Origin of the sequence: Pseudomonas sp. PDM05, from assembly GCF_014851685.1 — a bacterium.
Classification (GTDB): Bacteria; Pseudomonadota; Gammaproteobacteria; order Pseudomonadales; family Pseudomonadaceae; genus Aquipseudomonas.
On the sequence record NZ_JACVAC010000001.1, the window covers coordinates 291,395 to 317,071 of the forward strand.

The window sequence follows — 25,677 nt, forward strand, 5'->3', positions numbered from 1 at the left end:
AACACACCTGTAGCTGACAGACCGCTATCGCAGGCAAGCCAGCTCCCACATTGAGCCTCACTGCGACGGGGGCTGCATGCGCAACTCTTGCATCGAAATCTCGCGCATCCGGAATTTCTGGATCTTGCCCGTCACCGTCATCGGAAACTCATCCACGAATTTGAAATGCCTGGGCGTCTTGAAGTGCGCAATGCGGCCCTTGCACCAGGTTTGCAGCTCCAGCGCGTTGGCCACATGGCCGGGATGAAACTTGACCCAAGCGACGATCTCTTCGCCGTATCGCTCGTCGGGAATGCCGATGACCTGCACGTCTGCCACCGCCGGATGGGTGAAGAAAAACTCCTCAAGCTCACGCGGATACACGTTCTCTCCGCCACGAATGATCATGTCCTTGTTGCGCCCGGCGATGCACACGTAGCCGTGGGCGTCCATGCTTGCCAGGTCGCCCGTATGCATCCAGCCAGCGTCGTCGATCGCTTCGCGGGTGGCGTCGGGATTGTGCCAGTAGCCGAGCATGACGCTGTAGCCACGGGTGCAGAGTTCGCCGATCTCACCGCGCGCAACCGTGTTGCCGTCGGCGTCGATGATCTTGCTTTCCAGTTGTGGCTGGGTGCGGCCAACCGTGGTCACGCGGCGCTCCAGGTCGTCATCCGCACCGGTTTGCAAAGACACCGGGCTGGTTTCAGTCATGCCGTAGGCTATCTGCACCTCGCTCATGTGCATCTCGCTGATCACCCGGCGCATCACTTCGATGGGGCAGGTGGCGCCGGCCATGATGCCGGTGCGCAGGGTGGACAGATCAAAGTCGCCAAGCTGCGGATGATCGAGCATGGCGATGAACATGGTGGGCACGCCATACAAGCCGGTGGCACTTTCTTCGGCGACGGCAGTCAGGGTCAACAGCGGGTCGAAGCCATCATTCGGGTAGATCATGGTGGTGCCATGGGTGATGCAGCCCAGGTTGCCCATGACCATGCCGAAACAGTGATACAGCGGCACAGGGATCACCAGGCGATCCTGCGCGGTCAGGCCCAGGCTTTCGCCGACCATGTAGCCATTATTGAGGATGTTGTGGTGACAGAGGGTGGCACCCTTGGGAAAACCGGTGGTGCCGGAGGTGTACTGGATATTCACGGCCTGATCGAAGCGCAGGCTGGCCTGGCGAGAGTGCAACTGTTCGGGCGGGATACCTGCCCCGAGCGCCGCCAACTGCGACCACGGCAGGAATCCCGACGGCGGGCTGGGGTCGAGACTGATCATGCCACGCAGGTCCGGCTTCAAATCCTGCAGCATCCCGTGGTAATCGGAGGTCTTGAACGCCCCGGCGCACACCAGCCACTGACAGCCGGATTGCTTGAGCACGTATTCCAACTCGCTACTGCGATAGGCCGGGTTGATGTTGACCAGGATCACGCCCAGCTTGGCGCTGGCGATCTGGCTGATGCACCACTCGGCGCAATTGGGCGCCCAGATCCCCAGGCGGTCGCCGGTCTGCATGCCCAGGGCGAGGAAGGCCCGGGCGTGCAGGTCAACGGTTTCAGCGAGTTGGCGCCAGGTGTAGCGACGTTGTTGATGGCGCACTACCAGGGCTTCGCCATCGGGAAACTGTGCAGCGGTTTGATCAAAGGCCTGGCCAATCGTCATGGCCAGCAAGGTCTTGTCCTGAGAACCGCGGCTGTAGCTCAGATTCGGTTGTTCCATAACGACCCCTATTGTCTTTTTTGTTAGGTTGACGTTTACGTAAACTACGATTGACAGCGCCTTAACGCAAGCTTACGTTAACGTAAAGGTGAGCGCCCTCCTCCCGGCGTTGAACCCACACAAAAACAACGCTCACATTAAGGTGCCTGTCCATGAGTTACCCGTCCCTGAACTTCGCCCTCGGCGAAACCATCGACATGCTGCGCGACCAGGTGCAGTCCTTCGTCGCCAAGGAAATCGCCCCCCGCGCGGCACAAATCGACAGTGACAACCTGTTCCCCGCCGACCTGTGGCGCAAGTTCGGCGACATGGGCCTGCTTGGCATCACCGTCCCGGAAGAATACGGCGGCGCTGGCCTGGGCTATCTGGCCCACGTGGTGGCCATGGAAGAGATCAGCCGCGGCTCGGCTTCGGTGGCGTTGTCCTACGGCGCCCATTCCAACCTGTGTGTGAACCAGATCAACCGCAACGGCAATCACGCGCAGAAACTCAAGTACCTGCCCCAACTGATCAGCGGCGAACACGTCGGCGCCCTGGCCATGAGCGAACCGAACGCCGGCTCCGACGTGGTCTCGATGAAACTGCGCGCCGACAAGCGCGGTGACCACTACGTGCTCAACGGCAGCAAGACCTGGATCACCAACGGCCCCGACGCCAACACCTACGTGATCTACGCCAAGACCGACCTGGAAAAGGGTGCCCACGGCATCACCGCATTTATCGTCGAGCGCGACTGGAAGGGTTTCAGCCGCAGCAACAAATTCGACAAGCTGGGCATGCGCGGCTCCAACACCTGCGAGCTGTTTTTCGATGACGTCGCGGTGCCCGAGGAAAACATCCTCGGCGTACTCAACGGCGGGGTGAAAGTGCTGATGAGCGGCCTGGACTACGAACGCGTAGTGCTGTCCGGCGGCCCCACCGGGATCATGCAAGCGTGCATGGACCTGATCGTGCCCTACATCCACGACCGCAAGCAGTTCGGCCAGAGCATCGGTGAATTCCAGCTGATCCAGGGCAAGGTCGCCGACATGTACACCCAACTCAATGCCAGCCGTGCCTACCTTTATGCCGTGGCCCAGGCCTGCGAGCGCGGCGAGACCACGCGCAAGGACGCCGCCGGCGTGATCCTCTACAGCGCCGAACGCGCCACGCAGATGGCCCTCGACGCGATCCAGATCCTCGGCGGCAACGGCTACATCAACGAATTCCCCGCCGGCCGCCTGCTGCGCGACGCCAAGCTGTACGAAATCGGCGCCGGCACCAGTGAGATCCGCCGGATGCTGATCGGCCGCGAACTGTTCAACGAAACCCGCTGAGGGAGCGCGCCATGGCCACCTTGCATACCCAGCTCAACCCGCGCTCGGCGGAATTTGCCGCCAACAACGCGGCGATGCGCCAGCAGGTCGATGCCCTGCACACCCTGCTCGCCCACGTCAGACAAGGCGGCGGCGCGCAAGCCCAGGAGCGGCACACCTCACGCGGCAAACTGCTGCCGCGCGAGCGCATCAACCGCCTGCTCGACCCAGGCTCGCCCTTCCTCGAACTCAGCCAACTCGCCGCCCATCAGGTGTATGGCGAGGACGTACCCGCCGCCGGCGTGATTGCCGGGATCGGCCGCGTGGAGGGCGTCGAATGCATGATCGTCGCCAACGATGCCACGGTGAAAGGCGGCTCCTACTACCCGCTCACGGTGAAAAAACACCTGCGCGCCCAAACCATCGCCGAGCAAAACCGCCTGCCGTGCATCTACCTGGTGGACTCCGGCGGCGCCAACCTGCCGCGTCAGGATGAAGTGTTCCCTGACCGCGAGCACTTCGGGCGGATCTTCTTCAACCAGGCCAACATGAGCGCCCAGGGCATCCCGCAGATCGCCGTGGTGATGGGCTCGTGCACCGCCGGCGGCGCGTATGTGCCGGCCATGGCAGACGAAGCGATCATGGTGCGCCAGCAAGCCACTATCTTTCTCGCCGGCCCTCCGTTGGTAAAGGCCGCCACGGGTGAAGTGGTGAGTGCCGAAGACCTCGGCGGCGCCGATGTGCACTGCAAGATTTCCGGGGTGGCCGACCACTACGCCGACAACGACGAACACGCCCTTGCGCTGGCCCGGCGCAGCGTGGCCAACCTCAACTGGCGCAAACAGGGCGAATTGCTGCAACGCACGCCCGTAGCGCCGTTGTACAGCGGCGAGGAACTGTATGGCGTGATCCCCGCCGATGCCAAGCAGCCGTTCGACGTGCGCGAAGTGATCGCACGGCTGGTGGACGGCTCGGTGTTCGACGAGTTCAAGGCGCTGTTCGGCACCACCCTGGTGTGCGGCTTTGCGCACCTGCACGGCTACCCGATAGCGATCCTGGCGAACAACGGCATCCTGTTCGCCGAAGCCGCGCAAAAAGGCGCGCACTTTATCGAGCTGGCCTGCCAGCGCGGCATTCCGCTGCTGTTTTTGCAGAACATCACCGGTTTCATGGTTGGCCAGAAATACGAAGCCGGCGGCATCGCCAAACACGGCGCCAAGCTGGTCACGGCGGTGGCCTGCGCCAAGGTGCCGAAGTTCACGGTAATCATCGGCGGCAGCTTTGGTGCGGGTAACTACGGCATGTGCGGCCGCGCGTATGACCCACGGTTCCTGTGGATGTGGCCGAACGCCCGCATTGGCGTGATGGGCGCCGAACAGGCCGCCGGGGTGCTGGTGCAGGTCAAGCGCGAGCAGGCCGAACGGGCCGGCAACGCCTTCAGTGCCGAGGAAGAACGAGCGATCAAGCAGCCGATCCTCGACCAGTATGAAACCCAGGGCCACCCCTACTATTCCAGCGCACGCCTGTGGGACGACGGTGTCATCGACCCATTGCAAACCCGCGACGTGCTGGCCCTGGCCCTCTCTGCTGCGTTGAATGCCCCCATCGAGCCGAGCCGCTTCGGCGTGTTCCGCATGTAAATGGAGCTGTACCCATGAGCGATTTCAATACCCTCGAACTGATCACCGACAGCCGTGGTTTCGCCACGCTGTGGCTCAGTCGTGAAGCCAAGAACAACGCGTTCAACGCCGAGATGATCCGCGAACTGATCATCGCCCTAGACCGGGTACAGGGCGATCCAACCCTGCGCTTCCTGGTGTTGCGCGGGCGCGGCAGGCATTTCAGCGCAGGCGCCGACCTGGCCTGGATGCAGCAGTCAGCCGAACTGGATTACCACACCAACCTGGACGACGCCCGCGAACTGGCGGAGCTGATGTACAACCTGGCCAAGCTGAAGATCCCGACCCTGGCGGTGGTGCAAGGCGCGGCCTACGGCGGCGCGCTGGGCCTGATCAGTTGCTGCGACATGGCGATTGGCGCCGATGATGCGCAGTTCTGCCTGTCGGAAGTGCGCATCGGTCTGGCCCCCGCGGTGATCAGCCCATTCGTGGTCCAGGCCATCGGCGAACGTGCGGCGCGGCGCTACGCCCTCACGGCCGAACGCTTTGGCGGCCAGCGCGCGCGGGAAATCGGCCTGCTGGCGGAAAGTTATCCGGTGGCCGACCTCGACCTGCATGTCGAACTGTGGATCACCAATCTGTTGCAAAACAGCCCGGCGGCAATGCGCGCCAGCAAGGATTTGCTGCGTGAAGTGGGCAACGGCGCCCTCACCCCGGCGTTGCGGCGCTATTGCGAAAACGCCATCGCACGGATTCGCGTGAGTGCCGAGGGCCAGGAAGGCTTGCGTGCCTTCCTGCAAAAACGTCCGCCCAGCTGGCAAGCACAGGAGCCGCGCCCATGAGTCCATTGACCACCGTACTAGTGGCCAATCGCGGTGAAATTGCCTGCCGCGTCATGCGTACCGCCAAGGCCATGGGCCTGACCACCGTGGCCGTGCACAGCGCCACCGACCGCGATGCGCGGCATAGTCGCGAGGCGGATATTCGGGTCGACCTGGGCGGCAGCAAGGCCACCGAGAGTTACCTGCAGATCGACAAACTGATCGCCGCCGCCCAGGCCAGCGGCGCCCAGGCGATTCATCCGGGCTATGGCTTCTTGTCGGAAAACGCCGCATTTGCCCGTGCGATTGAGGCCGCAGGCCTGATCTTTCTCGGCCCGCCCGCCTCGGCCATTGATGCGATGGGTAGCAAATCCGCCGCCAAGGCGCTGATGGAAACCGCCGGCGTGCCGCTGGTGCCGGGCTATCACGGCGCCGCCCAGGACCTGGAGACCTTCCGCGACGCGTGCGAGCGGATCGGCTACCCGGTATTGCTCAAGGCCACTGCCGGCGGTGGCGGCAAGGGCATGAAAGTGGTCGAGGACGTCAGCGGGCTCGCCGACGCCCTCGCCTCCGCACAGCGGGAGGCCTTGTCGTCGTTCGGCAATGGGCAGATGTTGGTCGAGAAATACCTGCTCAAGCCACGCCATGTGGAGATCCAGGTGTTTGCCGATCAGCATGGGCATTGCCTGTACCTCAACGAGCGCGACTGCTCGATCCAGCGACGCCATCAAAAGGTCGTCGAGGAAGCCCCGGCGCCGGGCCTGAGTGTTGAACAGCGCAAGGCCATGGGCGAAGCGGCGGTGCGTGCGGCCCAGGCCATCGGTTACGTGGGGGCTGGCACCGTGGAATTTCTGCTGGATGCGCGCGGCGAGTTCTTCTTCATGGAGATGAACACGCGCCTGCAAGTGGAACATCCGGTGACCGAAGCGATCACCGGCCTCGATCTGGTGGCCTGGCAGATTCGCGTCGCCCAGGGCGAAGCGCTGCCCATCACCCAGGAACAGGTGCCGCTGATCGGGCATGCCATTGAAGTGCGGCTATATGCCGAAGACCCGGCCAATGATTTCCTGCCGGCCACCGGCCACCTGGCGCTGTACCGCGAATCCGCACCAGGCCCTGGGCGCCGGGTAGACAGCGGCGTCGCCCAAGGCGACAGCGTGTCGCCGTTCTACGACCCGATGCTCGGCAAGCTGATTGCCTGGGGCGAAGACCGTGAACAGGCGCGCCTGCGCTTGTTGAGCATGCTCGATGAATTTGCCGTCGGCGGGCTCAAGACCAACCTGGGCTTTTTGCGACGCATCATCGGCCATCCGGCGTTTGCCGCGGCGCAGTTGGATACCGGGTTTATCCCGCGTTATCAGGATGCACTGCTACCGGAGCCAGGCGAGTTGAGCGATGCATTCTGGCAGGCGGCCGGCGCGGCCTTCATGCAGAGCCTGCCCAAGGCTGATGGGCCGTGGGCCGACACTCGCGGCTTTCGTGCCGGGCTGCCGGCCGAGGTCTCCCTGCATTTGAGCTGCAATGGCCAGGATCGGCTGGTGACACTGGCGACAGACGCGCCGCAGTTAAGCGGCGAACAGTTGCTGATCGAACACCAGGGCGTGCGGCGCGCCCATCTGGCCGTACGCAGCGCCGACACCCTGTACCTGCGCTGGGACGGCGAGATGCATGCGGTCAGCCTGTTTGACCCGATTGCGGCGGTCGAAGCCGGTCAGTCGCACCAGGGCGGCCTCACGGCGCCGATGAACGGAAGTATCGTGCGGGTGCTGGTGGAGGTCGGCCAAACCGTCGAGGCTGGCACGCAATTGGTGGTGCTGGAGGCGATGAAGATGGAACACAGCATCCGCGCGCCCCAGGCCGGGGTGATCAAGGCACTGTTCTGCGAAGAAGGCGAAATGGTTGCCGAAGGTTGCGCGCTGGTGGAGCTCGCCACGGCGGACTAAAACTTCACCGTGGCCTGCACCACCACGCCCAGGATGCGGCAATCCGCGCTGAACAGCTGCTTGGGATAGGTGGGATTGAGCGGCACCAGGTACAACTGGCCGCTCTCTTGCACCAACTGACGGAAGGTGGCCTGGGGGCTGTCGGCCCATTGTGCGACCACCAGCTTGCCCGGTTCGGCGGTGATGGCCGGGTCCACCAGGATCAGCATGCCCGCGCTGATGCTCAAGCCGCTGGGCGCGGTCATGGCGTCGCCCGTGACCGGCAGCCAGAAGGCAGCGCCCCGGGCGTGGTAATCCGTCGGTTCGAAGCGTGGCGCGGCATAGGTCCCGCGCTCCTCGCGCACTTCACACAGGCCTTTCCAATCGCTGACCGGGTAGCGGAAATACGGGTTGTACTTGCCGGTCGCGGCCGGCGCTTCAGCGCTGCGTTCGCGAATGTGCAGCGTCACCTCCAGGTCACCCAGGCCCAGCTCGGCCAGCACCCGATTCATATCTGCCACGCGCGGCGTGCGACGCTTCGTCAACCAGTGGCCGACGCCCCCCTGGCTCATGCCCAGGCGCTTGGCCAGTTCGGTTTGGGAGACCTTGGCGTCTTCCATGTTGGCTTTGACCAACGCTATCCATTTATCCATGGGGCCTGAGCATACGGCAGGCATATTCCAGGGCAATAAACAGTTTGTAGTAATCCATAAAACGACATAAATACGATACGTACTATCATCGGACATAAGGTTTTCGACCCCCACACGGAGTACCGCCCCTTATGACGACAAGCCAGTATTCACTGCCCAACACAACCGAAACCGACGACCCGCTGGACATGCGCAGCAGCGGCGCCGCCCAGCGCGCGCTGGACTATTACTTGAAAGAAGATATGTCGACATCGATCCAGGACGACATCCTGTTCCGCGTCAAATCCGGCATCAGCCAGGAGGAAGCACTGGTGCATGCCTCGGACTTGCTGCGCAGTGCGGCCGCCACCGCGTATGAATCGGCGAACAGCCATCAAGGCAACCAGCGGGACCTGGCGTTTTCAGTGGTGTATTTGATTGATATGGCAAAGGCGATGGTGGAGCGGTCGTTGCAGGTGCCAGAAGCCCAGGCGAACGTTTAGCGGGCACGCGGGAAAAATATTTCTATCCCACGGATAAAAACATTTGACTTGCAAATGATAATGATTATTATTGGACCCAGCTGATCGCGAGATCAGTCGATAGACCAAGGGACCTTAGGTCGGACTCTTGGAATATCTCCTCATCAGGCTAATCACGGTTTTTGACCCGGCTCTTTGGCCGGGTCTTTTTTTTGCCAGTTTCCCTGGCATGGCTTCAGGCTAATGAAGACTGTGTGTTGCTTGATGGCGCGCATGGTAGCAAAAGACCATCGCGAAAAGAAAGCCGAACGAACGCCCTGCGTCGGATCTCTGCGAATTAGCGCTTGAGAATCAATCTCATAGATTCTAAGCTGCTGCGGCGTCATGGACGACGCCCCCCTTCTCCATGCAACAATTTTGCATCAAGATTTTGCCCGACTCCTGTGTAAGATACCTGCCACAACACTCATACTCAGGCAATCAGACTATGACCGTGGCCTTGACCTCCATCCGGATCAGCACCGACTTCGACAGTGGCAATATCCAGGTGCTCGACGCCAGCGATTCCTATCAGTTGTTGCTCGCCATCAAACCCGACACCCGCAGCCCGCATTTCCAATGGTTCCACTTCAAGGCCGAAGGCATGCATGTGGGCCACACCCACACCTTCCGCCTGAGCAACGCGAGCCAGTCTTCCTATAAGCACGCGTGGAGCGGCTACAACGCCGTGGCGTCCTACGACCATATCAACTGGTTCCGCGTGCCAACGCGTTTTGATGGCGACCTCTTGCACATCAGCCTCGAAACCCGTGAAAAACACGCCTGGTTTGCCTATTTCGAACCCTACAGCCGTGAGCGCCACGACTGGCTGATCGAACAGGCCCTGACCCGTGCGGGCACCCAGTTGCTGGCCACCGGAAAAAGTGTCGAAGGCCGCGACATTCAGTTGCTGCGCCGTGGCAAAGGCGGCGAAGGCCGACGCAAGGTGTGGATCATCGCCCAACAACATCCCGGCGAACACATGGCCGAATGGTTCATGGAAGGCATCATCGAACGCCTGCAACAGGACGGCGACAGCGAGCTGAAAAAGCTGCTGAAAGTCGCCGACCTGTACCTGGTGCCCAACATGAACCCTGACGGTGCATTCCACGGCCACTTGCGCACCAACGCCATGGGCCAGGACCTCAACCGAGCCTGGCAAAGCGCCAGCGAAGAACTCAGCCCGGAAGTCTTCTTCGTCCAGCAACAGATGGAGAAGTACGGCGTCGACCTGTTCCTCGACATCCACGGCGACGAAGAAATCCCCTACGTGTTCACCGCTGGCTGCGAAGGCAACCCAGGTTACACGCCGCGTATAGAAGCCTTGGAAAAACACTTTCGCAGTCACCTGAGCGCCCTGACCCGCGACTTCCAGACCACCCACGGCTACACCCGCGACCTGCCGGGCGAAGCCAACATGACCCTGGCCTGCAATGCCGTTGGGGAAAAGTACGACTGCCTGTCGCTGACCCTGGAAATGCCGTTCAAGGACAACGACGACGCGCCCAACCCGCACACTGGCTGGTCGGGCAAACGTTCGATGCAGTTGGGCAAGGACGTGTTGAGCACCGTCGCCGACATCGTCAGCGTTTTGCGCTGACGCCTGTCATGCTGCGCAGCACGCCATCGCGGCGGATCAGCCCGTGGAACAACGCCGCCGCCAGGTGCAACAGCACCGTCAGGAACAACAGGTAGGCGAGAAAGCCATGGGCCTTGCGCAGCACCGCGAACAACGGTGCATTTGCCGCCACCAGCGCGGGCAATTGCACCGAGCTGCCGAGCATCACCGGGTCGCCGGCGGCCGAGATCATCGCCCAGCCCAACAGCGGCAACACCAGCATCAACCCGTACAACACCCAGTGGGACGCCTTGGCCGCCAGCACTTGCCACATCGGCAAATCGGCAGGCAACGGCGGTTGGCGCGTGGAAAAGCGCACCACCAAGCGCACGATCACCAGCGCCAGAATCGCTATCCCCAACGGCTTATGCAGGTGGATCAACCATTCGTGCCGCTGCGACACTGACGCCGCCAGCCCCGCGCCGATAAACAGCATGGCGATGACCATCAGCGCCATCAGCCAGTGCAGCAAGCGCGCCAATGGCGCAAAAAACCGCGGTTGAGTATTCATGGCTTCGACTCCTGAGGGGCACGGTGCAGCGGGCTGACTTCACCGGCACGGCGCAGATATGAACTGGCATACGCCGCCGAACGTGCGGCCAACAGCGGATCATTGGAGGCTTCGATACCGCTGGGCAAAATCAGCGGGTCGAAGTTGATGTCGCGACAATCGCCGTTCGCTTGCGGCTGGCTGCTCTGCAACACCAGCGTCCCGGCGTTCAGCACCTTGTGCGCGCCTGCCCAGGTCTTGCTCGCGTCGTCCAACGGGTCGCCGGGGTTGGCCAGGGCCATGTTCAACTGCCAACGCAGGGGGCCAGCGCCTAGCCGCTGCACCAGGTCCTGCTCAAGAAAATCAGGCCCCGCCGGCGCGGTATCACCCGCTGCATCCTGACTCAGCGGCACCATTGCCCAACGCACGGCCTGGCGCTTGCCATCGGCGTCCACCAGATAAAACGCATTGATCCCGTTGTAGGTTTCGGTCGCATAGCTGGCCGATGGCTTGGCCGTCTTGACCCACGCCAGAAACGCCGCCGTCTCCGGATGCGTGGCGAAAAATGCGGGCATGCTCGACGGGTTCGGCTTGCCGGTAGCCGGGTCCGGCGCGCCGGCCTTGAGCAGCGCGTAAAACGCCTCGGGCGTACCCACCGGGAATACCGGCATGCTGTTCATCCCGGTGCGCCATTGCTGGCCGTTGGCCTGAGTGAATTGCACGGCAAAACTGCGGATCGGCACACTGCCGTCCGGCGCATACGGGTTGCCGCTGGGCAAGGCAAAACGGCCGATGACCGGAGTCTTGGCCGCGCTGAATACCTGTGCGCTGGAATAGGCACGTGCCTCGGGGCTACTTTCGAAATAACCCGCAACGCATACGCCCTTGGCATGGTTACGCCGGAAACCCGGGTGCACACCGTTGTTGGTTTCCAAGGCATTCACCAAGGTTTTCGGACGCAGGCGTTGTGGGTCGAGCGTGCCGTTGACGTAGGCAAACGCCCCGGCCACCAGCGCGACCACGGCACCGATACCGGCGAGTCGCGCGATCAGGCTCGCCGTACTCAACGGGGGACGGGGTGGTGATGAGTGATCTACCATGAAGGAACTCCAGGGCCAGGGGCCTCAGGGGGGATGGAACATAAGGTCGGAGCATTAGGACGAACGCCAACCGCCTCTATTCCCTGGCCAACGACTTAATTTTCCGGCCCCGGGAATAACCGCCAACGCCGGACGTCTCTCTAGTCCCAGCGCAATGACCAGCCAGAACTCCATGCATGAACTCGACGCAGCGTTACGTGAACTCATCCCCAGGCTACGGCGCTTTGCCGTGTCCCTGACCCGTAACGCCAGCAGCGCCGACGACCTGGTGCAATCGACCCTGGAACGGGCGCTCACCCGCTGGGTCGGCAAGCGCAGCGAAGGCGATTTGCGTGCGTGGCTGTTTTCGATCCTCTACCGGCAGTTCCTCGACGCTCACCGGCGCACCCGACGCTATGCGCGCATGCTCGAATTGTTCACCGGCCGCGAGGAGGCGCAGCCGTCGGTGGAACGCACGGTGATCGCCCAATCCACCCTGCAAGCCTTCGACCTGCTCAACACCGAGCAGCGGGCCCTGCTGCTGTGGGTCTCGGTCGAAGGCTTGAGCTACAAGGAAGTCGCCGACATCCTGGAGGTGCCCATCGGCACCGTGATGTCGCGTCTGTCCCGCGCGCGCCAAGCCTTGCGTCAACTCAGCGATGGCGAAATTGCCAGCCCTTCCCTGCGGATACTCAAATGATCAGCCTGCCCCCCAGCGAACGCGATTTGCATGCCTACGTCGACCACCAATTGGCGGACAGTGACCGGCGCCTCCTCGACACCTGGCTGGCCGCCCACCCCGACGTCGCGGCCCAGGTCCACGCCTGGCAGCAGGACGCACAGTTGCTGCGCGCCGCACTCGGCGCAGCCCTGCAACAGCCGAGCAACCCCGCGCTGGACCCGGCGCTGATCCGCCAACGCCGCAAACGCCAGACCCGCCGACACTTCGCCACGGCGGCGCTGCTGTTGCTCGCCGTCAGCCTCGGCGGCATCGGCGGCTGGCAGGCCCGCGAAGCAACGCAAACGCCCCTGCTGCCCATGGCCGACGCCATGCAGGCGTATCGCTTGTTTGCCAGGGACGGCGTGCTGCCCGCCGACTATCACGTGCAGGACGGCGGCAGCATGCAAGCCTGGATCGACCGCTACTTCAGCCAAGCCAGCCGCCTGCCGGACTTGAGCGCAGCCGGCTACACAGCGGTCAGCGGGCGTTTGCTCACGACCGACCAAGGCGCGGCGGCGATGGTGTTGTATGAGGATCAACAAGGTCGGCGCATCAGCTTCTATATTCGCCCGCCGGGCCCGGACAACGGTTTCCTGCCCCGTGGCAGCCGCAGCGCCGATGGCTTGCAGGCCGAGTACTGGTCCGGCGGCGGCTACAACTATGCGATGGTCAGCCCAGAGGGCGAACCCACCACGGCACTGCTGAAGTTCTAGAAGCCCCTGCCCACAGTCACGTTGCGCAAGTCGATACCGGCCGGCGGCGGGAGCGGCCATCTGCTTTTGCGATCGCTGGCCAGCGCATTTTGTATTGGTTAAATTGGCGCGCTTTCCCGCAAAATAGCGCCCCTCACTAGACGGAACCCGCCCCATTGGCCCTACCCAACACCCTGCGCCGTTTATTCGCCAAGCCTGCCGCGGCCGAGGTTGACGAGGTGTCTGCGTATTTTCAGGACAAGGCCCAACGCCAGGGCTACACCCTCAGCCCCAGCCAGCAGCAGGTCATCGAACGCATGACGCTGCTGGCCGGGGCCTTGCAGCAAGCGGGGCCAGCGCCGCGCAGCCTGTATCTGCATGGCGCCGTGGGACGCGGTAAAAGCTGGTTGCTCGATGGTTTTTTCCAGGCACTGCCCCTGGCCGAAAAGCGCCGCGTGCACTTCCACGATTTTTTTGCCCGCCTGCACCAGGGTATGTTCCGCCATCGCCAGCAGCCCGACGCCCTCGCGGTGACCCTGGATGAATTGCTGGAAGACTGTCGCGTGCTGTGTTTCGACGAATTCCACGTCCATGACATCGGCGACGCGATGCTTATCACACGCCTGTTCAAAGCGTTGTTCGAACGGGGTGTGCTGGTACTGGTGACCTCCAACTACGCGCCGGCGGGGCTGCTGCCGAACCCGCTGTACCACCAGCGGTTCAAGCCGGTGATCGAACTGATCGATGCGCGCATGGACGTCATGGAGGTCAACGCGCCCCAGGACTACCGTGGCTTGGCGCAAAATCACGACCAACAGCGCTTCACCCAGGGCCGCTTCGTGTGCCCGGGCAGCCCGGCACAACGCCAGGCACTGAGCTTGCCAGCGGCCGATTGCGCCGCCCTCAGCCTGACCGTCGGCACCCGCCAGCTGCGAGTCCGTGGCCACGAGGGGCGCACCATCGCCTTTACCTTCAACGATGTGTGCGAGCAACCCACGGCGGTGCTGGACTACCTGTTGCTGTGCGACGACTTCGACCACTGGATCATCGACGGCCTGCCGGAGCTGGCGGAGTGTCCGATTGCCGTGCAGCAGCGTTTTATCAATCTGGTGGACGTGCTCTACGACAAGGACAAACACCTGATCCTGATCGGCGAACAACCCCTTGCCCACGCGTTGCGCGGCCAGGCCATCGACCTCTCTCGCACCGTCAGTCGCCTGGGGCAATTGCAACAGAGCGACGCGTAACCGTTATCATGGGCGCCGCTTGCGTCCCCACCGCCCAGAGACTGCGCCGTTCATGCATACCCTCGCCCAACTCAAGGCCGGCCAACTGGCTGGCATCACGCGCCTGGACCTGTCCTGCGGGCTGACCGAATTCCCCCGGGAAATCTTCGCGCTGGCCGACTCCCTGGAAATCCTCAACCTCAGCGGCAACGCCCTGAGCCACCTGCCTGAGGACCTGCACCGCCTGCCGCACCTGCGCGTGCTGTTCTGCTCGGACAACCGCTTCACCGAACTGCCGCCATGCCTGGGCCAGTGCGCCAAGCTGAGCATGATCGGCTTCAAGGCCAACCAGATCACGCAGGTGCACGCCGCCGCACTGCCGCCACTGCTGCGCTGGCTGATCCTCACCGATAACCAGATCAGCCAATTGCCCAGCGAATTGGGACGGCGCCCCTTGCTGCAAAAACTGATGCTGGCCGGCAACCAACTGACGCACCTGCCGGAAAGCCTGGCCGACTGCCACAACCTCGAACTGCTGCGCATCGCCGCCAACCGCTTCACCCGCCTGCCGCAATGGCTGCTGACGCTGCCAAGCCTGACCTGGCTGGCGTATGCCGGCAATCCGGTGGAAATGGCGGTGGAGCTGCCTGGCGATGACAGCACGCCGAATATCCCCTGGTCCGAACTGGAGCTGGCCGAAGTGCTGGGCGAAGGCGCCTCGGGGGTGATCCATAAGGCGCTGTGGAAAACCACGGGGCAATCCGTCGCGGTGAAGCTCTACAAAGGCACCATCACCAGCGACGGCTCGCCCCTGCATGAGATGCAAGCGTGCATCGCCGCCGGGCTGCACCCCAACCTGATCAAGGTCGAAGGTCGCGTGATCGGCCATCCTGAGGGTCAAGCGGCGCTGGTGATGGACCTGATCGACCCGAGCTACCGCAACCTCGCCGCCCTGCCGAGCCTGGCCTCGTGCACCCGTGACATCTACGCACCGGGCACCGTGTTCAGCCTGGAGGTGGCGTTGCGCATGGCACGGGGCATCGCCTCGGTCGCCGCGCATCTGCACCGGCATGGCATCACCCATGGTGACCTGTATGGCCACAATATTTTGTGGAATGAAGCCGGTGATTGCCTGCTTGGGGATTTTGGCGCGGCGTCGTTCCATGCCACGACGGATACCGAGGAGACCCGGGCGTTGCAGCGCATTGAAGTGAGAGCGTTTGGGGTGCTGTTGGGAGAGTTGTTGGCGCGGGTCGAGACCCGGGTGAGTGACGAGCTGATCGGGTTGCGCGAGCGTTGCTGCCAACCTGATGTGCTGGCGCGTCCAGGTTTCGCAGAAATCGAAACCTTGCTAAGCGCTATCGGACACCACTAACCCCATGTGGGAGCGGGCTTGCCCGCGAAAGCGGTGTGTCAGTCAAAGGTGTTCCAACTGATCCCGCGCTTTCGCGAGCAAGCCCGCTCCCAGATTTCGGATTGCATGTGGTCTGCTGGAATCAGCCAGCCAGGCCGACGAACATGTCCTGCACGTCGTCGTGGTTGTCCAGGCCTTCGAGGAAAGCCTCGACTTCGGCCATCTGCTCATCGCTCAAACCGCTCACCGGGTTCTTCGCGAGGTAGCCCAACTTGGCCGACAACACGGTGAAACCCTGCTCCGGCAGTGCTTTCTGTACCGCATCCAGGTCAGTGGTCTCGGTGATGAACAGGGTGGTGCCCTCTTCTTCACCGGCTTCGAAATCCTGGGCACCGGCTTCGATCGCGGCCATTTCAGGATCAGCGTCCGGCGTGTCCGCCGAGGCTTCGATCAGGCCGACATGGTTGAAGTCCCAGGCCACGGAGCCGGAAGCACCGAGTTGGCCCTTGCGGAACGCCACGCGGATTTCCGCCACGGTGCGGTTGATGTTGTCGGTCACGCACTCGACGATCAGCGGCACCTGGTGCGGCGCGAACCCTTCGTAGGTCACGCGGTGGTACTGCACGGTTTCACCCAGCAGGCCTGCGCCTTTCTTGATCGCGCGGTCCAGGGTTTCCTTGGGCATCGAGGCCTTTTTGGCCTGTTCCACCACCAGACGCAGGTGGGCGTTGGTGGAGGTGTCGGCGCCGTTGCGGGCAGCGATGGTGATTTCTTTCACCAGCTTGCCGAAGATCTTGCCCTTGGCATTGGCTGCCGCTTCTTTATGTTTGACTTTCCACTGTGCGCCCATGACTCACTCTCTTCTGTCCATCGCGCCCAAACGTCTACTGGCGGGCGCTTTGGGGGCAGAGTTTATAGGGCAAAAACGCAACGTTCCACCAAAAAACCGTCAGGGCGCCAACTCGAAAAATGCCTGGATCAAGCGCAATGAGCGACGCCGCTCCAGGCAGCCGAGCAGATGGCGGTTGACCAAGCCGTCACCTTGCAGGGGAATCGCCCGCACCCGTGGGTCGGGGCTGACTTCCATCGACGACACCACCCCCACGCCCAGTTCAGCGGCGACGGCCTCGGTCACCGCCTCGCGGCTGTCCAGTTCCAGCAACACCTTGGGCTGCACAGCGGCCGCCTGACAGGCCTCATCAAAAGTGCGCCGGGTGATGGAGGTCGGCTCACGCAGCACCATGATCACCCCGTGCAACTGCTCCAGCGCAATGCCCTCGGGCTGCATCGCCCAGGGGTGGCTGACCGGCACCAGCGCGCAGATCCGCGATTCACTCAACGCTTGCAGATGCAGGCCGTTGCGCGGTTCCACTTCGGTCAACACCGCCACATCCGCGTGCTCCGAGAGTAACGCCGCCAGGGTTTCCTGGGCGTTGCCCAGGCGCAGGTTGACGGTGATGCCGGGGTAGCGCGCACGCAGGCTGGCGAGCATCGGCATCACCAGATGCGGGCCGTCGGCCGCCACTTCGAGGCGCCCGCTGAGCAACTGGCGATTGGCCTCCAGCATCGTCTGCGCCTCGTCCACCAGGCCGAAAATCGCCCGGGTGATCGCCGCCAAACGTGCGCCCTCTTCGGTCAATTCCACCCGTCGCGCGGTACGGCGCAGCAAGGGGATCTGGTAGTGCTCTTCCAGGGCCTTGATGTGCCCGGTCACCGCCGGTTGGCTGATAAACAGCCGCGCCGCCGCCCGGGTAAAGCTGCCCTCGCGGGCCACGGCATCGAATGCACGCAGTTGGAACAGGTTCATGGTTATCGGCCTCACTGATAGCTCGCATAACAACAAACAATTTGATTGATAACAAGCCAAACTGCAATTTAGGCGCCGTAGCTTGAATCGATGGCTTGACGAGGATTTGCAATGACCGCGCCTGTACTGCTCACCCCCGGCCCCCTGACCACCTCTGCCCGCACCCGCCAGGCGATGCTGGTGGACTGGGGTTCCTGGGATGAGCGCTTCAACCAACTGACCGCCAGCGTCTGCGAGCAATTGCTGGCGATCATCGACGGCGCCGACAGTCATCACTGCGTACCGTTGCAGGGCAGCGGCACCTTCGCCGTCGAAGCCGCCATCGGCACGCTGGTGCCCCGCGAGGGCAAGGTGCTGGTGCTGATCAACGGCGCCTACGGCAAGCGCCTGGCGAAGATCTGCGACGTGCTGGGCCGTGCCGTCAGCACCTTTGAAACCGCCGAAGGCCAACCCACCACCGCCACCGATGTCGACCGCCTGCTGCGCGCCGACCCGCGCATCAGCCACGTTGCCTTGATTCACTGCGAAACCAGCACCGGCATCCTCAACCCGCTGGCCGCGATCGCCGACGTGGTCAAGCGCCACGGCAAGCGCCTGATCATCGACGCCATGAGCTCCTTCGGCGCACTGCCCATTGACGCCCGCGCCGTGCCGTTCGATGCGCTGATCGCCGCCTCGGGCAAGTGCCTGGAAGGCGTGCCGGGCATGGGCTTTGTCTTTGCCGACAAACAGGCCTTGGCCGCCGCCCAGGGCAACTGCCACTCCCTGGCGCTGGACCTGTTCGACCAGCACGCGTACATGGCCAAGACCGGCCAATGGCGCTTCACCCCGCCGACCCACGTGGTCGCCGCACTGCATGAAGCGCTGGTGCAATACGCCGAAGAAGGCGGCCTGCGCGCACGCCATCAACGCTATGCGCGCAATTGCCAGGCGCTGCTGGACGGCATGGCCGACCTGGGCCTGCGCAGCTTTCTGCCGGCGGCGATCCAGGCGCCGATCATCGTCACGTTCCACGCCCCGCACGACCCGCGTTACCAGTTCAAGGACTTCTACGAACGGGTCAAGGCCAAGGGTTTCATCCTCTACCCCGGCAAATTGACCGAAGTCGACACCTTCCGCGTCGGCTGTATCGGCCATGTCGACACCCCGCAAATGCGCGCCGCCATCACCGCCATCGGCGACGCACTGCGTGCCATGGGCATCACCCCTTCCTCTATTGGATCGCCAGCATGAACTATCAGACCCCCAACACCCTCCAGGCCGTGATCCTCGACTGGGCCGGCACCGTGGTCGACTTCGGCTCCTTTGCGCCCACGCAGATCTTTGTCGAGGCATTTGCCGAGTTCGACGTGCAAGTCTCCATCGAAGAAGCCCGCGGCCCGATGGGCATGGGCAAGTGGGACCACATCCGCACCCTGTGCAACCTGCCGCAGGTGGCCGAGCGCTACCGCCAGGCATTCGGGCGCACGCCAACGGATGATGACGTGACGGCCATCTACCAGCGCTTCATGCCCTTGCAGATCGAGAAGATCGCCGAGCACTCGGCGCTGATCCCCGGCGCCCTCGACACCATTGCCCGGTTGCGCTTGCAAGGGCTCAAGATCGGTTCCTGCTCCGGCTACCCCAAGCAGGTGATGGACAAGGTGGTCGCGCTGGCCGCCACCAACGGCTATTACGCCGACCATGTGGTCGCCACCGACGAAGTGCCCAACGGCCGCCCCTGGCCGGCCCAGGCCCTGGCCAACGTGATCGCCCTGGGCATCGATGACGTGGCCGCCTGCGTGAAGGTCGACGACACCGTGCCGGGCATCCTCGAAGGCCGCCGCGCCGGGATGTGGACCGTCGCGCTGACCTGCTCCGGCAATGCGCTGGGCCTGACCCATGAGCAGTTCCGCGCCCTGGACCCGAGCACCTTGGCCAGTGAACGCACGCGCATCGAAGCACTGTTCGCAGGCTCGCGCCCGCACTACCTGATCGACACCATCGCCGAGTTGCCAGCGGTGATCGCCGAGATCAACGCACGGCTGGCCCGTGGGGAAATTCCGCAAGCTCAATGATAGAGGTCAAGACAACGGCATTTACCCCAGGCAAAGTGCTCAAAACCGGCATACAGTTAAGTCACTGCGTCACCGAAGAACGCAATGCTGTTCCGTGAAGAAACTGTAGCTGTGGCGAGGGTGCTTGCTCCCATTGGGGCGCGAAGCGGCCCTGAACAGAGGGACTGCTGCGCAGCCCAACGGGAGCAAGCGCCCTCGCCACAGGTTTGCCCTGATGAGTGAGGAACACAGCGATGCCGTGGAAAAACTCCGATACGCGTTACAGCACCATGTCGATTGCGTTGCACTGGTTGATGGTGGTGCTACTGGCGGTGGTCTACGCCTGCATTGAATTGCGCGGCCAGTTCCCCAAAGGCAGCGGGGCGCGAACCCTGATTGTCGAGATGCACTTCATGTTGGGCCTCACCGTGTTTGTGCTGGTGTGGCTACGCCTGTTTGCACGCAGCCTGGGGGTGGCGCCGAAAATTGTGCCGACGCCGCCGAAATGGCAGAGCCTGTTGGCGACGCTGATGCACGTCGCGCTGTACGCACTGATGATTGGCATGCCGATCGCCGGTTGGCTGGTCGTCAGTGCCGAAGGGCACTCGGTGATGTTCTATGGCATTGAATTGCCGCCGTTGATCGCGGAGAACAAGGCACTGGCCAAAGAAATCGAGGGCTGGCATGTGTGGTTCGGCAAGGTCGGGTATTGGTTGATTGGGTTGCATGCATTGGCGGGGATTTTTCACCATTACATCCTGCGCGATAACACGGCCTTGCGCATGATACCCGGCAAGCGCGCTACCCCATGAAGCCCCGGCGGCCCTGAAGGCCGCCAGTGTGGATGAAGATCAGGCGGGTTCCGGGCCGAAAACGCCCGGCTTCGATCTGCTGCTTCAAGGCCAGCAGCGCTTTGCCGGTATAGAGCGGTTCCAGGGGCAGGCCGCAGGCCTTTTCTGTTTGCTCGATAAAGTCCAGCAGCAGCGGATCGACCTTGGCAAAACCACCTCGGCTGGCGTCCAGCAGTTCATAACCGCCCTGCACGATAGCCTCCACGTTCTGCGCCACACCATGGTCGTCCGGTACCGCCATAGCGCCGTACACCGGGTGCGCGCCCGCCTCCGCCAATGCCAATCCGGCCAACGTGGTGCCGGTGCCCGCCGCCAGCCACCAGGCGTCGTAGTCGGCCCAGCCCAGCACGTGCAACTGCGCGCGAACCTGCTCGATGAGCACGCCGCAACCTGTTGCACCGGCGAGCCCGCCGCCACCTTCGGGCACCGCATGCAGATCGGGATATCGCTCACGCCACGGCGTCCAGAACCCCGGCTCATGCCGCGCGCGATAGCCGCCATAACCCAGCCAGTGCAGTTGCATGCCGAAGGCTTTCAGGTCGAGTACGGTGGGCGTGTCCTGGGGATGGCCGCGCAGCAGGCCCACAGTCGGAAAACCAAAGCGCTTGCCCGCCGCCGCCAGCGCATGCAGATGGTTGGAGTAGGCGCCGCCCAGGCTGATGATGCCTTGGGCGTTGTGCGCCTGCGCCAGGTGCCCGCTGAGCTTGAACCACTTGTTGCCGCTGATCAGCGGGTCGATGCGATCCAGGCGCAGCACGGCCAACTCGACGCCTTGCAGCCAGTCCAGGCGCAAGGGCTCAAGGGGAGCGTGGGGAAGCCAGTCAAACGGGCCCATCAGGTGCATCTCTGTGCGCAAAGGGCCCGTAGTCTATGTGCCTTACAGCTCGGCGGCCAGTCGCGAGCCCTGGTTGATCGCGCGTTTGGCGTCCAGCTCGGCCGCCACATCTGCGCCGCCGATCAGGTGCACATGCTGGCCCGCTGCGAGCAAACCGTCCTGCAACTCGCGCAGCGGGTCCTGGCCGGCGCAGATGACGATGTTGTCCACCGCCAGCACCTGGGGCTCGCCCTCGGCGCCGATGCGGATATGTAAACCTGCATCGTCGATCTTCAGGTATTCGACGCTGTTGAGCATCTGCACCTGCTTGTTCTTCAGACCGGTGCGGTGGATCCAGCCGGTGGTCTTGCCCAGGCCGTCGCCGACCTTGGAGGCCTTGCGTTGCAGCAGGAACACTTCACGCGCCGGCGCATGCACTTGCGGCTTGATCCCGGCTACACCACCACGGGCCTGCAACTGGGTGTCGATGCCCCACTCTTTCCAGAACGCTTCGCGGTCAAGGCTGGTGGACACACCCTGATGCACGAGGAATTCCGAAACGTCGAAACCGATACCGCCCGCGCCGATCACCGCCACGCGCTTACCCACCGGCTTGCGTTCCAGGATCACATCCAGGTAGCTCAACACCTTGGCATGCTCGATGCCCGGGATCGCCGGGGTGCGCGGCGCAATGCCGGTGGCCAGGATGATCTCGTCGTAACCGCCGGCTTTGAGTTGCTCGACGTCGACGCGGGTATTGAGGCACACCTCCACATGGGTGGTTTGCAATTTGCGCTTGAAGTAGCGCAGGGTTTCGAAGAACTCTTCCTTGCCCGGTACACGCTTGGCGATATTGAACTGGCCGCCGATTTCGCTGGCGGAATCGAACAGCGTCACCTGATGCCCCCGCTCGGCGGCAACCGTCGCCGCAGCCAGACCGGCAGGCCCGGCGCCCACCACCGCGATCTTCTTGATCTGCTTGACCGGCAGGTAGTTCAGCTCGGTCTCGTAGCACGCCCGCGGGTTGACCAGGCAAGTGGTCAACTTGCCGCCAAAGGTGTGGTCCAGGCACGCCTGGTTGCAGCCGATGCAGGTGTTGATTTCATCGGCACGTCCAGCGGCGGCCTTGTTGACGAATTCCGGGTCGGCCAGGAACGGCCGCGCCATGGAGACCATATCGGCATCGCCTTCAGCAAGGATCTGCTCGGCGATTTCCGGGGTGTTGATACGGTTGGTGGTGATCAGTGGGATCTGCACCGCGCCACGCAGCTTGGCGGTGACTTTGCTGAACGCGCCACGCGGCACCTTGGTGGCGATGGTCGGGATCCGCGCTTCGTGCCAGCCGATGCCGGTGTTGATAAGCGTCGCACCGGCCTGCTCGATGGCTTTGGCCAACTGCACGATCTCTTCCCAGGTGCTGCCGCCTTCTACCAGGTCGAGCATCGACAGGCGGAAAATGATAATGAAGTTCGGGCCTACCGCCTCACGCACACGGCGCACGATTTCCACGGCCAGGCGCATGCGGTTTTCGTAGCTGCCGCCCCAACGGTCGGTACGGTGGTTGGTGTGGGCGGCGAGGAACTGGTTGATGAAGTAGCCTTCGGAACCCATGATTTCCACGCCGTCGTACTCGGCGACCTGGGCCAGCAACGAGCAGTTGACGAAATCCTGGATCTGCTTCTCGATGCCCTCTTCATCCAGCTCCTTGGGCTTGAACGGGTTGATCGGCGCCTGGATCGCGCTCGGTGCAACCTGCTTGGGGCTGTAGGCATAGCGACCGGCGTGGAGGATCTGCATGCAGATCTTGCCGCCGGCATCGTGCACGGCCTGCGTCACGATCTTGTGCTTTTGCGCCTCGTCGTCGGTGGTCAACTTGGCCGCGCCGGCATACACCCCGCCTTCATCGTTCGGGCCAATGCCGCCGGTGACCATCAGGCCCACGCCGCCACGGGCGCGCTCGGCGAAGTAGGCCGCCATGCGCTCGAAACCGCCGGGTTTCTCTTCCAGGCCGGTGTGCATCGAGCCCATCAAGGTGCGGTTGCGCAGGGTGGTAAATCCCAGGTCCAACGGGGCCAACAGGTGCGGGTAGGCAGCAGCGGTCATGGTACAGCTCCACAACGGATCATCACGGGACGTGGCGCACTCGAACGGTGTGCCATCGGTTTATGTCCCACAGACTAAGAGGCACTGGACTACGGCTCAATGACCGAAACTGACAAGTTATTGATCCAAATGCGCAGCGCCCCTTGGCAAGCCGCCCCATGGGCCCTACCCTAGTCGGCGAACCCTGCACACGGTCTGTTGTCTGTTGCCCCATGCGTAAACTTCTAGCTTTTACCGTCTCCCTGGCCCTGGTTGCCGCCGTCGCCACGTATCTGGTCTGGACCCAGGAGCGCCCTGTGGCGCATTACCTGTCGGACCTGCGCATTACCCTTGCGGTGAACGAAGGGGTGCCGGCCGATCGTGGCAACCTGCTGGGCATCCAGCCGGAATTGTTCCCTGCCGACTACCAGAGCCTGGAACGCCTGCACCTGAAGCTGGCGGCCTATCTGCAAAATGCCCGGGATCAGGGGCTGATCAACCACAAGACCATCGTGGTGCTGCCGGAACATATCGGCACCTGGCTGATGCTCACCGGCGAAAAAAATGAGGTCTACCAGGCCCTGCACGCGAAGGATGCGATGAACTGGCTGTCGGCCAGCAACCCCCTGCTGTTCGCCCGTGCCTGGATCAGCGCCACCGGCGACAACCGCATGGACGATGCCTACCTGCGCATGAAAGCCTCCGGCATGGCGCGGGACTATCAGTTGGTGTTCGGCGGTTTGGCCAAGGAGTTCGGCGTCACCCTGGTGGCCGGCTCCATTGCCCTGCCCAACCCGAGTGTGAGCCAGGGGCAACTGCAGGTCGGCCATGGCGCGCTGTACAACGCCAGCCTGGTGTTCAGCGCCGAAGGCCTGCCGGTGGGCCAGCCGCAGCGCCAGCTCTACCCGATCTACGATGAGCGCGGCTTTATCACGCCAGGCGATGAGAACGTCGTCAGCGTGGTCGACACCCCGGCCGGCCGCCTCGGCGTGCTGGTAGGCAGTGACAGTTGGTATCCGGACAACTACCGCAAACTCAACGAACAAGGCGCGCAACTGATCGCAGTGCCGGCCTTTGTGCTCGGTCGCGATACCTGGGACCGACCGTGGCGCGGTTTCAAAAGCGTGTCGACACCGCCGGAAATCAGCCTCAAGCCCGAAGAACTCAGCGAAGGCGAGGCCTGGCGCCGCCTCACCCTGATCAGCCAACAACCCATCAGCCAGGCAACCGCCGGCATGAGCGTGTTTTTGCGCGGGCAATTCTGGGACCTGGGCACCGCCGGCCACAGCTTCCTGAGCGACAACGGGCAGATCAGCGCCGACGGTGAAGCCCGTGGCGCGCGCATGTTGAATGTCTGGCTGTGAAACCGGTGCGCCTGGGGGATCTGTCGGTGGGCTTTGTGCACACCCTGGCAGATGCCATTCAAAGCCACGGCCTGGACCCGCAACCGCTACTGCTGCAATACGGCCTGGACCCTGCGCGCCTCGCCGAAGCCGGTGCGCGGTTATCGATCCCCCGTTACATGCGCCTGGGCCACGCGGCCATCCAGCTCACTGGCGACCCGAGCCTGGGCCTGCGCATGGGCCAGCTCAGCCGGCTGAGCCAGGCGGGCCTGGCCGGGGTCACCGCCGCCCAGGCGCCCAACGTTCGTGAAGCCGCACGCACGCTGACGCGTTTTGAAGCGTTGTACGGCTCCAACTATCGCGGGCAATCGAGTTTTCATGAGGACGCCGAAGGCGCCTGGCTGCGCTTCTATTCCATCAGCCCCTACAACGCCTATAACCGCTTTGTGGTGGATTCGATCATCGCCGGCTGGCTGCACCAGCTATCGAGCCTGGCCCAACAGCCGGTGCAGGCACAACGCATTGAAATCGAATTTGAAGCACCGGACTACAGCGAACAATACAACCGGCTGGGCGACAGCCCGGTGCAGTTTGGTGCCGCGTCGAATCAGCTGCGCCTGAACCAATCCACCCTGGCCCTGCGCAATCCACAGCATTGCCCCAGTACCTGGCATTTGTTGTTGCAATTGTGTGAACGGGAATTGGAGCAATTGACCCGCACCCGCAGCCTGCGCGAGCGCATTACCCGGTTGCTCGGGCCGATGCTCAATGGCGGCCGGGAACCCGACCTGGAAGAAGTGGCGGCACGCTTGAAGCTGCCGACCTGGACATTGCGCCGCAAACTGGCCGACGAAGGTACCCAGTTCCGCGCGATTCTCAACGACACCCGCCGCGACCTGGCCATGACCTACATTCGCGATACGGAGTTGGCGTTCGGCGAGATCGCCTACTTGCTCGGGTTTGCCTCGGCCCAGGCGTTTCAACGGGCGTTCAGGCGATGGAACAACCAGACCCCAGGGGAATTTCGCCGCAGTCAGCGGCATTCCGCCTGAA

Annotated in this window: 24 protein-coding genes; 15 read left to right on the forward strand and 9 right to left on the reverse strand. The window is 63.2% G+C overall.

The window, feature by feature from the left end; translation table 11 throughout:
- Positions 1 to 57: 57 nt before the first annotated feature.
- On the reverse strand, positions 58 to 1,701 hold the full coding sequence (locus IB241_RS01390) for an AMP-binding protein (protein ID WP_192296620.1): 1,644 nt from the start codon (positions 1,699 to 1,701) through the stop codon (positions 58 to 60).
- 152 nt (positions 1,702 to 1,853) lie between these two features.
- Here IB241_RS01390 and IB241_RS01395 point away from each other — a divergent pair, with 152 nt between their 5' ends.
- From IB241_RS01395 to IB241_RS01410, 4 genes are read left to right on the forward strand one after another with little or no spacing between them, the layout of a single operon-like run.
- Positions 1,854 to 3,017 carry an isovaleryl-CoA dehydrogenase gene (locus IB241_RS01395; RefSeq protein ID WP_192296621.1) on the forward strand — a complete coding sequence of 388 codons (1,164 nt, stop codon included), beginning with the start codon at positions 1,854 to 1,856 and terminating at the stop codon, positions 3,015 to 3,017.
- An 11-nt stretch (positions 3,018 to 3,028) separates the two neighbouring features.
- Positions 3,029 to 4,636, forward strand: coding sequence for a carboxyl transferase domain-containing protein (locus IB241_RS01400; protein ID WP_192296622.1), 1,608 nt, complete (start codon positions 3,029 to 3,031; stop codon positions 4,634 to 4,636).
- Between the two features lie 14 nt (positions 4,637 to 4,650).
- On the forward strand, positions 4,651 to 5,457 hold the full coding sequence (locus tag IB241_RS01405; RefSeq protein WP_192296623.1) for a gamma-carboxygeranoyl-CoA hydratase: 807 nt from the start codon (positions 4,651 to 4,653) through the stop codon (positions 5,455 to 5,457).
- Positions 5,454 to 7,379, forward strand: coding sequence for an acetyl/propionyl/methylcrotonyl-CoA carboxylase subunit alpha (locus tag IB241_RS01410; protein ID WP_192296624.1), 1,926 nt, complete (start codon positions 5,454 to 5,456; stop codon positions 7,377 to 7,379). The genes IB241_RS01405 and IB241_RS01410 overlap by 4 nt, the downstream gene beginning before the upstream one ends.
- Here IB241_RS01410 and IB241_RS01415 read toward each other — a convergent pair.
- Complete coding sequence (locus tag IB241_RS01415; RefSeq protein WP_192296625.1) at positions 7,376 to 8,011, reverse strand: LexA family protein; 636 nt, start codon at positions 8,009 to 8,011, stop codon at positions 7,376 to 7,378. The two genes, IB241_RS01410 and IB241_RS01415, sit on opposite strands and share 4 nt — an antisense overlap.
- A gap of 131 nt (positions 8,012 to 8,142) precedes the next feature.
- Here IB241_RS01415 and IB241_RS01420 point away from each other — a divergent pair, with 131 nt between their 5' ends.
- On the forward strand, positions 8,143 to 8,493 hold the full coding sequence (locus IB241_RS01420; protein ID WP_192296626.1) for a DUF6124 family protein: 351 nt from the start codon (positions 8,143 to 8,145) through the stop codon (positions 8,491 to 8,493).
- Positions 8,494 to 8,645: 152 nt separating this feature from the next.
- On the opposite strand, the gene IB241_RS01425 is transcribed toward IB241_RS01420, so the two are convergent.
- Complete coding sequence (locus IB241_RS01425) at positions 8,646 to 8,858, reverse strand: hypothetical protein (RefSeq protein WP_192296627.1); 213 nt, start codon at positions 8,856 to 8,858, stop codon at positions 8,646 to 8,648.
- Between the two features lie 101 nt (positions 8,859 to 8,959).
- Between IB241_RS01425 and IB241_RS01430 the strand changes: the two genes are divergently transcribed.
- Entirely contained in the window at positions 8,960 to 10,111 is a 1,152-nt protein-coding gene (locus tag IB241_RS01430; protein WP_192296628.1) for a M14-type cytosolic carboxypeptidase, read from the forward strand.
- Here the strand turns inward: IB241_RS01430 and IB241_RS01435 are convergent.
- Together IB241_RS01435 and IB241_RS01440 are read right to left on the reverse strand one after the other, a co-directional pair.
- The gene (locus IB241_RS01435) at positions 10,095 to 10,640 is read right to left on the reverse strand and encodes a cytochrome b (RefSeq protein ID WP_192296629.1); all 546 of its coding nucleotides are present in this window, start codon (positions 10,638 to 10,640) and stop codon (positions 10,095 to 10,097) included. The two genes, IB241_RS01430 and IB241_RS01435, sit on opposite strands and share 17 nt — an antisense overlap.
- The gene (locus IB241_RS01440; RefSeq protein ID WP_192296630.1) at positions 10,637 to 11,719 is read right to left on the reverse strand and encodes a catalase family peroxidase; all 1,083 of its coding nucleotides are present in this window, start codon (positions 11,717 to 11,719) and stop codon (positions 10,637 to 10,639) included. Before IB241_RS01440 ends, IB241_RS01435 begins: the two co-directional genes overlap by 4 nt.
- Positions 11,720 to 11,891: 172 nt before the next feature.
- On the opposite strand from IB241_RS01440, the gene IB241_RS01445 reads away from it, so the two are divergent.
- From IB241_RS01445 to IB241_RS01460, 4 genes are all read left to right on the forward strand, one after another.
- Entirely contained in the window at positions 11,892 to 12,398 is a 507-nt protein-coding gene (locus IB241_RS01445) for a sigma-70 family RNA polymerase sigma factor (RefSeq protein WP_192297222.1), read from the forward strand.
- Positions 12,395 to 13,132, forward strand: coding sequence for an anti-sigma factor family protein (locus IB241_RS01450; protein ID WP_192296631.1), 738 nt, complete (start codon positions 12,395 to 12,397; stop codon positions 13,130 to 13,132). Before IB241_RS01445 ends, IB241_RS01450 begins: the two co-directional genes overlap by 4 nt.
- A gap of 173 nt (positions 13,133 to 13,305) precedes the next feature.
- Positions 13,306 to 14,358: a cell division protein ZapE gene (zapE, locus tag IB241_RS01455; RefSeq protein WP_412547859.1), complete on the forward strand. Its 1,053-nt coding sequence runs from the start codon at positions 13,306 to 13,308 to the stop codon at positions 14,356 to 14,358.
- 52 nt (positions 14,359 to 14,410) lie between these two features.
- On the forward strand, positions 14,411 to 15,712 hold the full coding sequence (locus IB241_RS01460) for a protein kinase (RefSeq protein ID WP_192296633.1): 1,302 nt from the start codon (positions 14,411 to 14,413) through the stop codon (positions 15,710 to 15,712).
- A gap of 121 nt (positions 15,713 to 15,833) precedes the next feature.
- Here IB241_RS01460 and IB241_RS01465 read toward each other — a convergent pair whose 3' ends face one another.
- A complete protein-coding gene (locus IB241_RS01465; protein WP_192296634.1) occupies positions 15,834 to 16,541 on the reverse strand; it encodes a YebC/PmpR family DNA-binding transcriptional regulator in 708 nt (235 codons plus the stop codon).
- A gap of 99 nt (positions 16,542 to 16,640) precedes the next feature.
- Positions 16,641 to 17,498 carry a LysR substrate-binding domain-containing protein gene (locus tag IB241_RS01470; RefSeq protein WP_192296635.1) on the reverse strand — a complete coding sequence of 286 codons (858 nt, stop codon included), beginning with the start codon at positions 17,496 to 17,498 and terminating at the stop codon, positions 16,641 to 16,643.
- A 111-nt stretch (positions 17,499 to 17,609) separates the two neighbouring features.
- Between IB241_RS01470 and IB241_RS01475 the strand changes: the two genes are divergently transcribed.
- From IB241_RS01475 to IB241_RS01485, 3 genes are all read left to right on the forward strand, one after another.
- Entirely contained in the window at positions 17,610 to 18,731 is a 1,122-nt protein-coding gene (locus IB241_RS01475; RefSeq protein ID WP_192296636.1) for a 2-aminoethylphosphonate--pyruvate transaminase, read from the forward strand.
- Positions 18,728 to 19,555, forward strand: coding sequence for a phosphonoacetaldehyde hydrolase (gene phnX / locus IB241_RS01480; protein ID WP_192296637.1), 828 nt, complete (start codon positions 18,728 to 18,730; stop codon positions 19,553 to 19,555). The genes IB241_RS01475 and phnX overlap by 4 nt, the downstream gene beginning before the upstream one ends.
- Before the next feature lie 233 nt (positions 19,556 to 19,788).
- Positions 19,789 to 20,346, forward strand: coding sequence for a cytochrome b (locus IB241_RS01485; RefSeq protein ID WP_192296638.1), 558 nt, complete (start codon positions 19,789 to 19,791; stop codon positions 20,344 to 20,346).
- Here the strand turns inward: IB241_RS01485 and IB241_RS01490 are convergent.
- Together IB241_RS01490 and IB241_RS01495 are read right to left on the reverse strand one after the other, a co-directional pair.
- Positions 20,336 to 21,220, reverse strand: a complete 885-nt coding sequence (locus tag IB241_RS01490; protein ID WP_192296639.1) for a 1-aminocyclopropane-1-carboxylate deaminase/D-cysteine desulfhydrase — start codon at positions 21,218 to 21,220, stop codon at positions 20,336 to 20,338. The genes IB241_RS01485 and IB241_RS01490 overlap by 11 nt on opposite strands.
- 42 nt (positions 21,221 to 21,262) lie before the next feature.
- The gene (locus tag IB241_RS01495) at positions 21,263 to 23,302 is read right to left on the reverse strand and encodes an NADPH-dependent 2,4-dienoyl-CoA reductase (RefSeq protein ID WP_192296640.1); all 2,040 of its coding nucleotides are present in this window, start codon (positions 23,300 to 23,302) and stop codon (positions 21,263 to 21,265) included.
- A 212-nt stretch (positions 23,303 to 23,514) separates the two neighbouring features.
- On the opposite strand from IB241_RS01495, the gene IB241_RS01500 reads away from it, so the two are divergent.
- Together IB241_RS01500 and IB241_RS01505 are read left to right on the forward strand one after the other, a co-directional pair.
- Complete coding sequence (locus IB241_RS01500) at positions 23,515 to 24,645, forward strand: carbon-nitrogen hydrolase family protein (protein ID WP_192296641.1); 1,131 nt, start codon at positions 23,515 to 23,517, stop codon at positions 24,643 to 24,645.
- Positions 24,642 to 25,676 carry an AraC family transcriptional regulator gene (locus tag IB241_RS01505; protein ID WP_192296642.1) on the forward strand — a complete coding sequence of 345 codons (1,035 nt, stop codon included), beginning with the start codon at positions 24,642 to 24,644 and terminating at the stop codon, positions 25,674 to 25,676. The genes IB241_RS01500 and IB241_RS01505 overlap by 4 nt, the downstream gene beginning before the upstream one ends.
- The last annotated feature ends 1 nt before the right edge of the window (position 25,677 follow it).

Bases quoted from the DNA above. Each gene is read 5' to 3' on its own strand.
- IB241_RS01390 (WP_192296620.1), bottom strand. From the start codon at position 1,701: ATGGAACAACCGAATCTGAGCTACAGCCGCGGTTCTCAGGACAAGACC.
- IB241_RS01395 (WP_192296621.1), top strand. From the start codon at position 1,854: ATGAGTTACCCGTCCCTGAACTTCGCCCTCGGCGAAACCATCGACATG.
- IB241_RS01400 (WP_192296622.1), top strand. From the start codon at position 3,029: ATGGCCACCTTGCATACCCAGCTCAACCCGCGCTCGGCGGAATTTGCC.
- IB241_RS01405 (WP_192296623.1), top strand. From the start codon at position 4,651: ATGAGCGATTTCAATACCCTCGAACTGATCACCGACAGCCGTGGTTTC.
- IB241_RS01410 (WP_192296624.1), top strand. From the start codon at position 5,454: ATGAGTCCATTGACCACCGTACTAGTGGCCAATCGCGGTGAAATTGCC.
- IB241_RS01415 (WP_192296625.1), bottom strand. From the start codon at position 8,011: ATGGATAAATGGATAGCGTTGGTCAAAGCCAACATGGAAGACGCCAAG.
- IB241_RS01420 (WP_192296626.1), top strand. From the start codon at position 8,143: ATGACGACAAGCCAGTATTCACTGCCCAACACAACCGAAACCGACGAC.
- IB241_RS01425 (WP_192296627.1), bottom strand. From the start codon at position 8,858: ATGACGCCGCAGCAGCTTAGAATCTATGAGATTGATTCTCAAGCGCTA.
- IB241_RS01430 (WP_192296628.1), top strand. From the start codon at position 8,960: ATGACCGTGGCCTTGACCTCCATCCGGATCAGCACCGACTTCGACAGT.
- IB241_RS01435 (WP_192296629.1), bottom strand. From the start codon at position 10,640: ATGAATACTCAACCGCGGTTTTTTGCGCCATTGGCGCGCTTGCTGCAC.
- IB241_RS01440 (WP_192296630.1), bottom strand. From the start codon at position 11,719: ATGGTAGATCACTCATCACCACCCCGTCCCCCGTTGAGTACGGCGAGC.
- IB241_RS01445 (WP_192297222.1), top strand. From the start codon at position 11,892: ATGCATGAACTCGACGCAGCGTTACGTGAACTCATCCCCAGGCTACGG.
- IB241_RS01450 (WP_192296631.1), top strand. From the start codon at position 12,395: ATGATCAGCCTGCCCCCCAGCGAACGCGATTTGCATGCCTACGTCGAC.
- IB241_RS01460 (WP_192296633.1), top strand. From the start codon at position 14,411: ATGCATACCCTCGCCCAACTCAAGGCCGGCCAACTGGCTGGCATCACG.
- IB241_RS01465 (WP_192296634.1), bottom strand. From the start codon at position 16,541: ATGGGCGCACAGTGGAAAGTCAAACATAAAGAAGCGGCAGCCAATGCC.
- IB241_RS01470 (WP_192296635.1), bottom strand. From the start codon at position 17,498: ATGAACCTGTTCCAACTGCGTGCATTCGATGCCGTGGCCCGCGAGGGC.
- IB241_RS01475 (WP_192296636.1), top strand. From the start codon at position 17,610: ATGACCGCGCCTGTACTGCTCACCCCCGGCCCCCTGACCACCTCTGCC.
- phnX (WP_192296637.1), top strand. From the start codon at position 18,728: ATGAACTATCAGACCCCCAACACCCTCCAGGCCGTGATCCTCGACTGG.
- IB241_RS01485 (WP_192296638.1), top strand. From the start codon at position 19,789: ATGCCGTGGAAAAACTCCGATACGCGTTACAGCACCATGTCGATTGCG.
- IB241_RS01490 (WP_192296639.1), bottom strand. From the start codon at position 21,220: ATGGGCCCGTTTGACTGGCTTCCCCACGCTCCCCTTGAGCCCTTGCGC.
- IB241_RS01495 (WP_192296640.1), bottom strand. From the start codon at position 23,302: ATGACCGCTGCTGCCTACCCGCACCTGTTGGCCCCGTTGGACCTGGGA.
- IB241_RS01500 (WP_192296641.1), top strand. From the start codon at position 23,515: ATGCGTAAACTTCTAGCTTTTACCGTCTCCCTGGCCCTGGTTGCCGCC.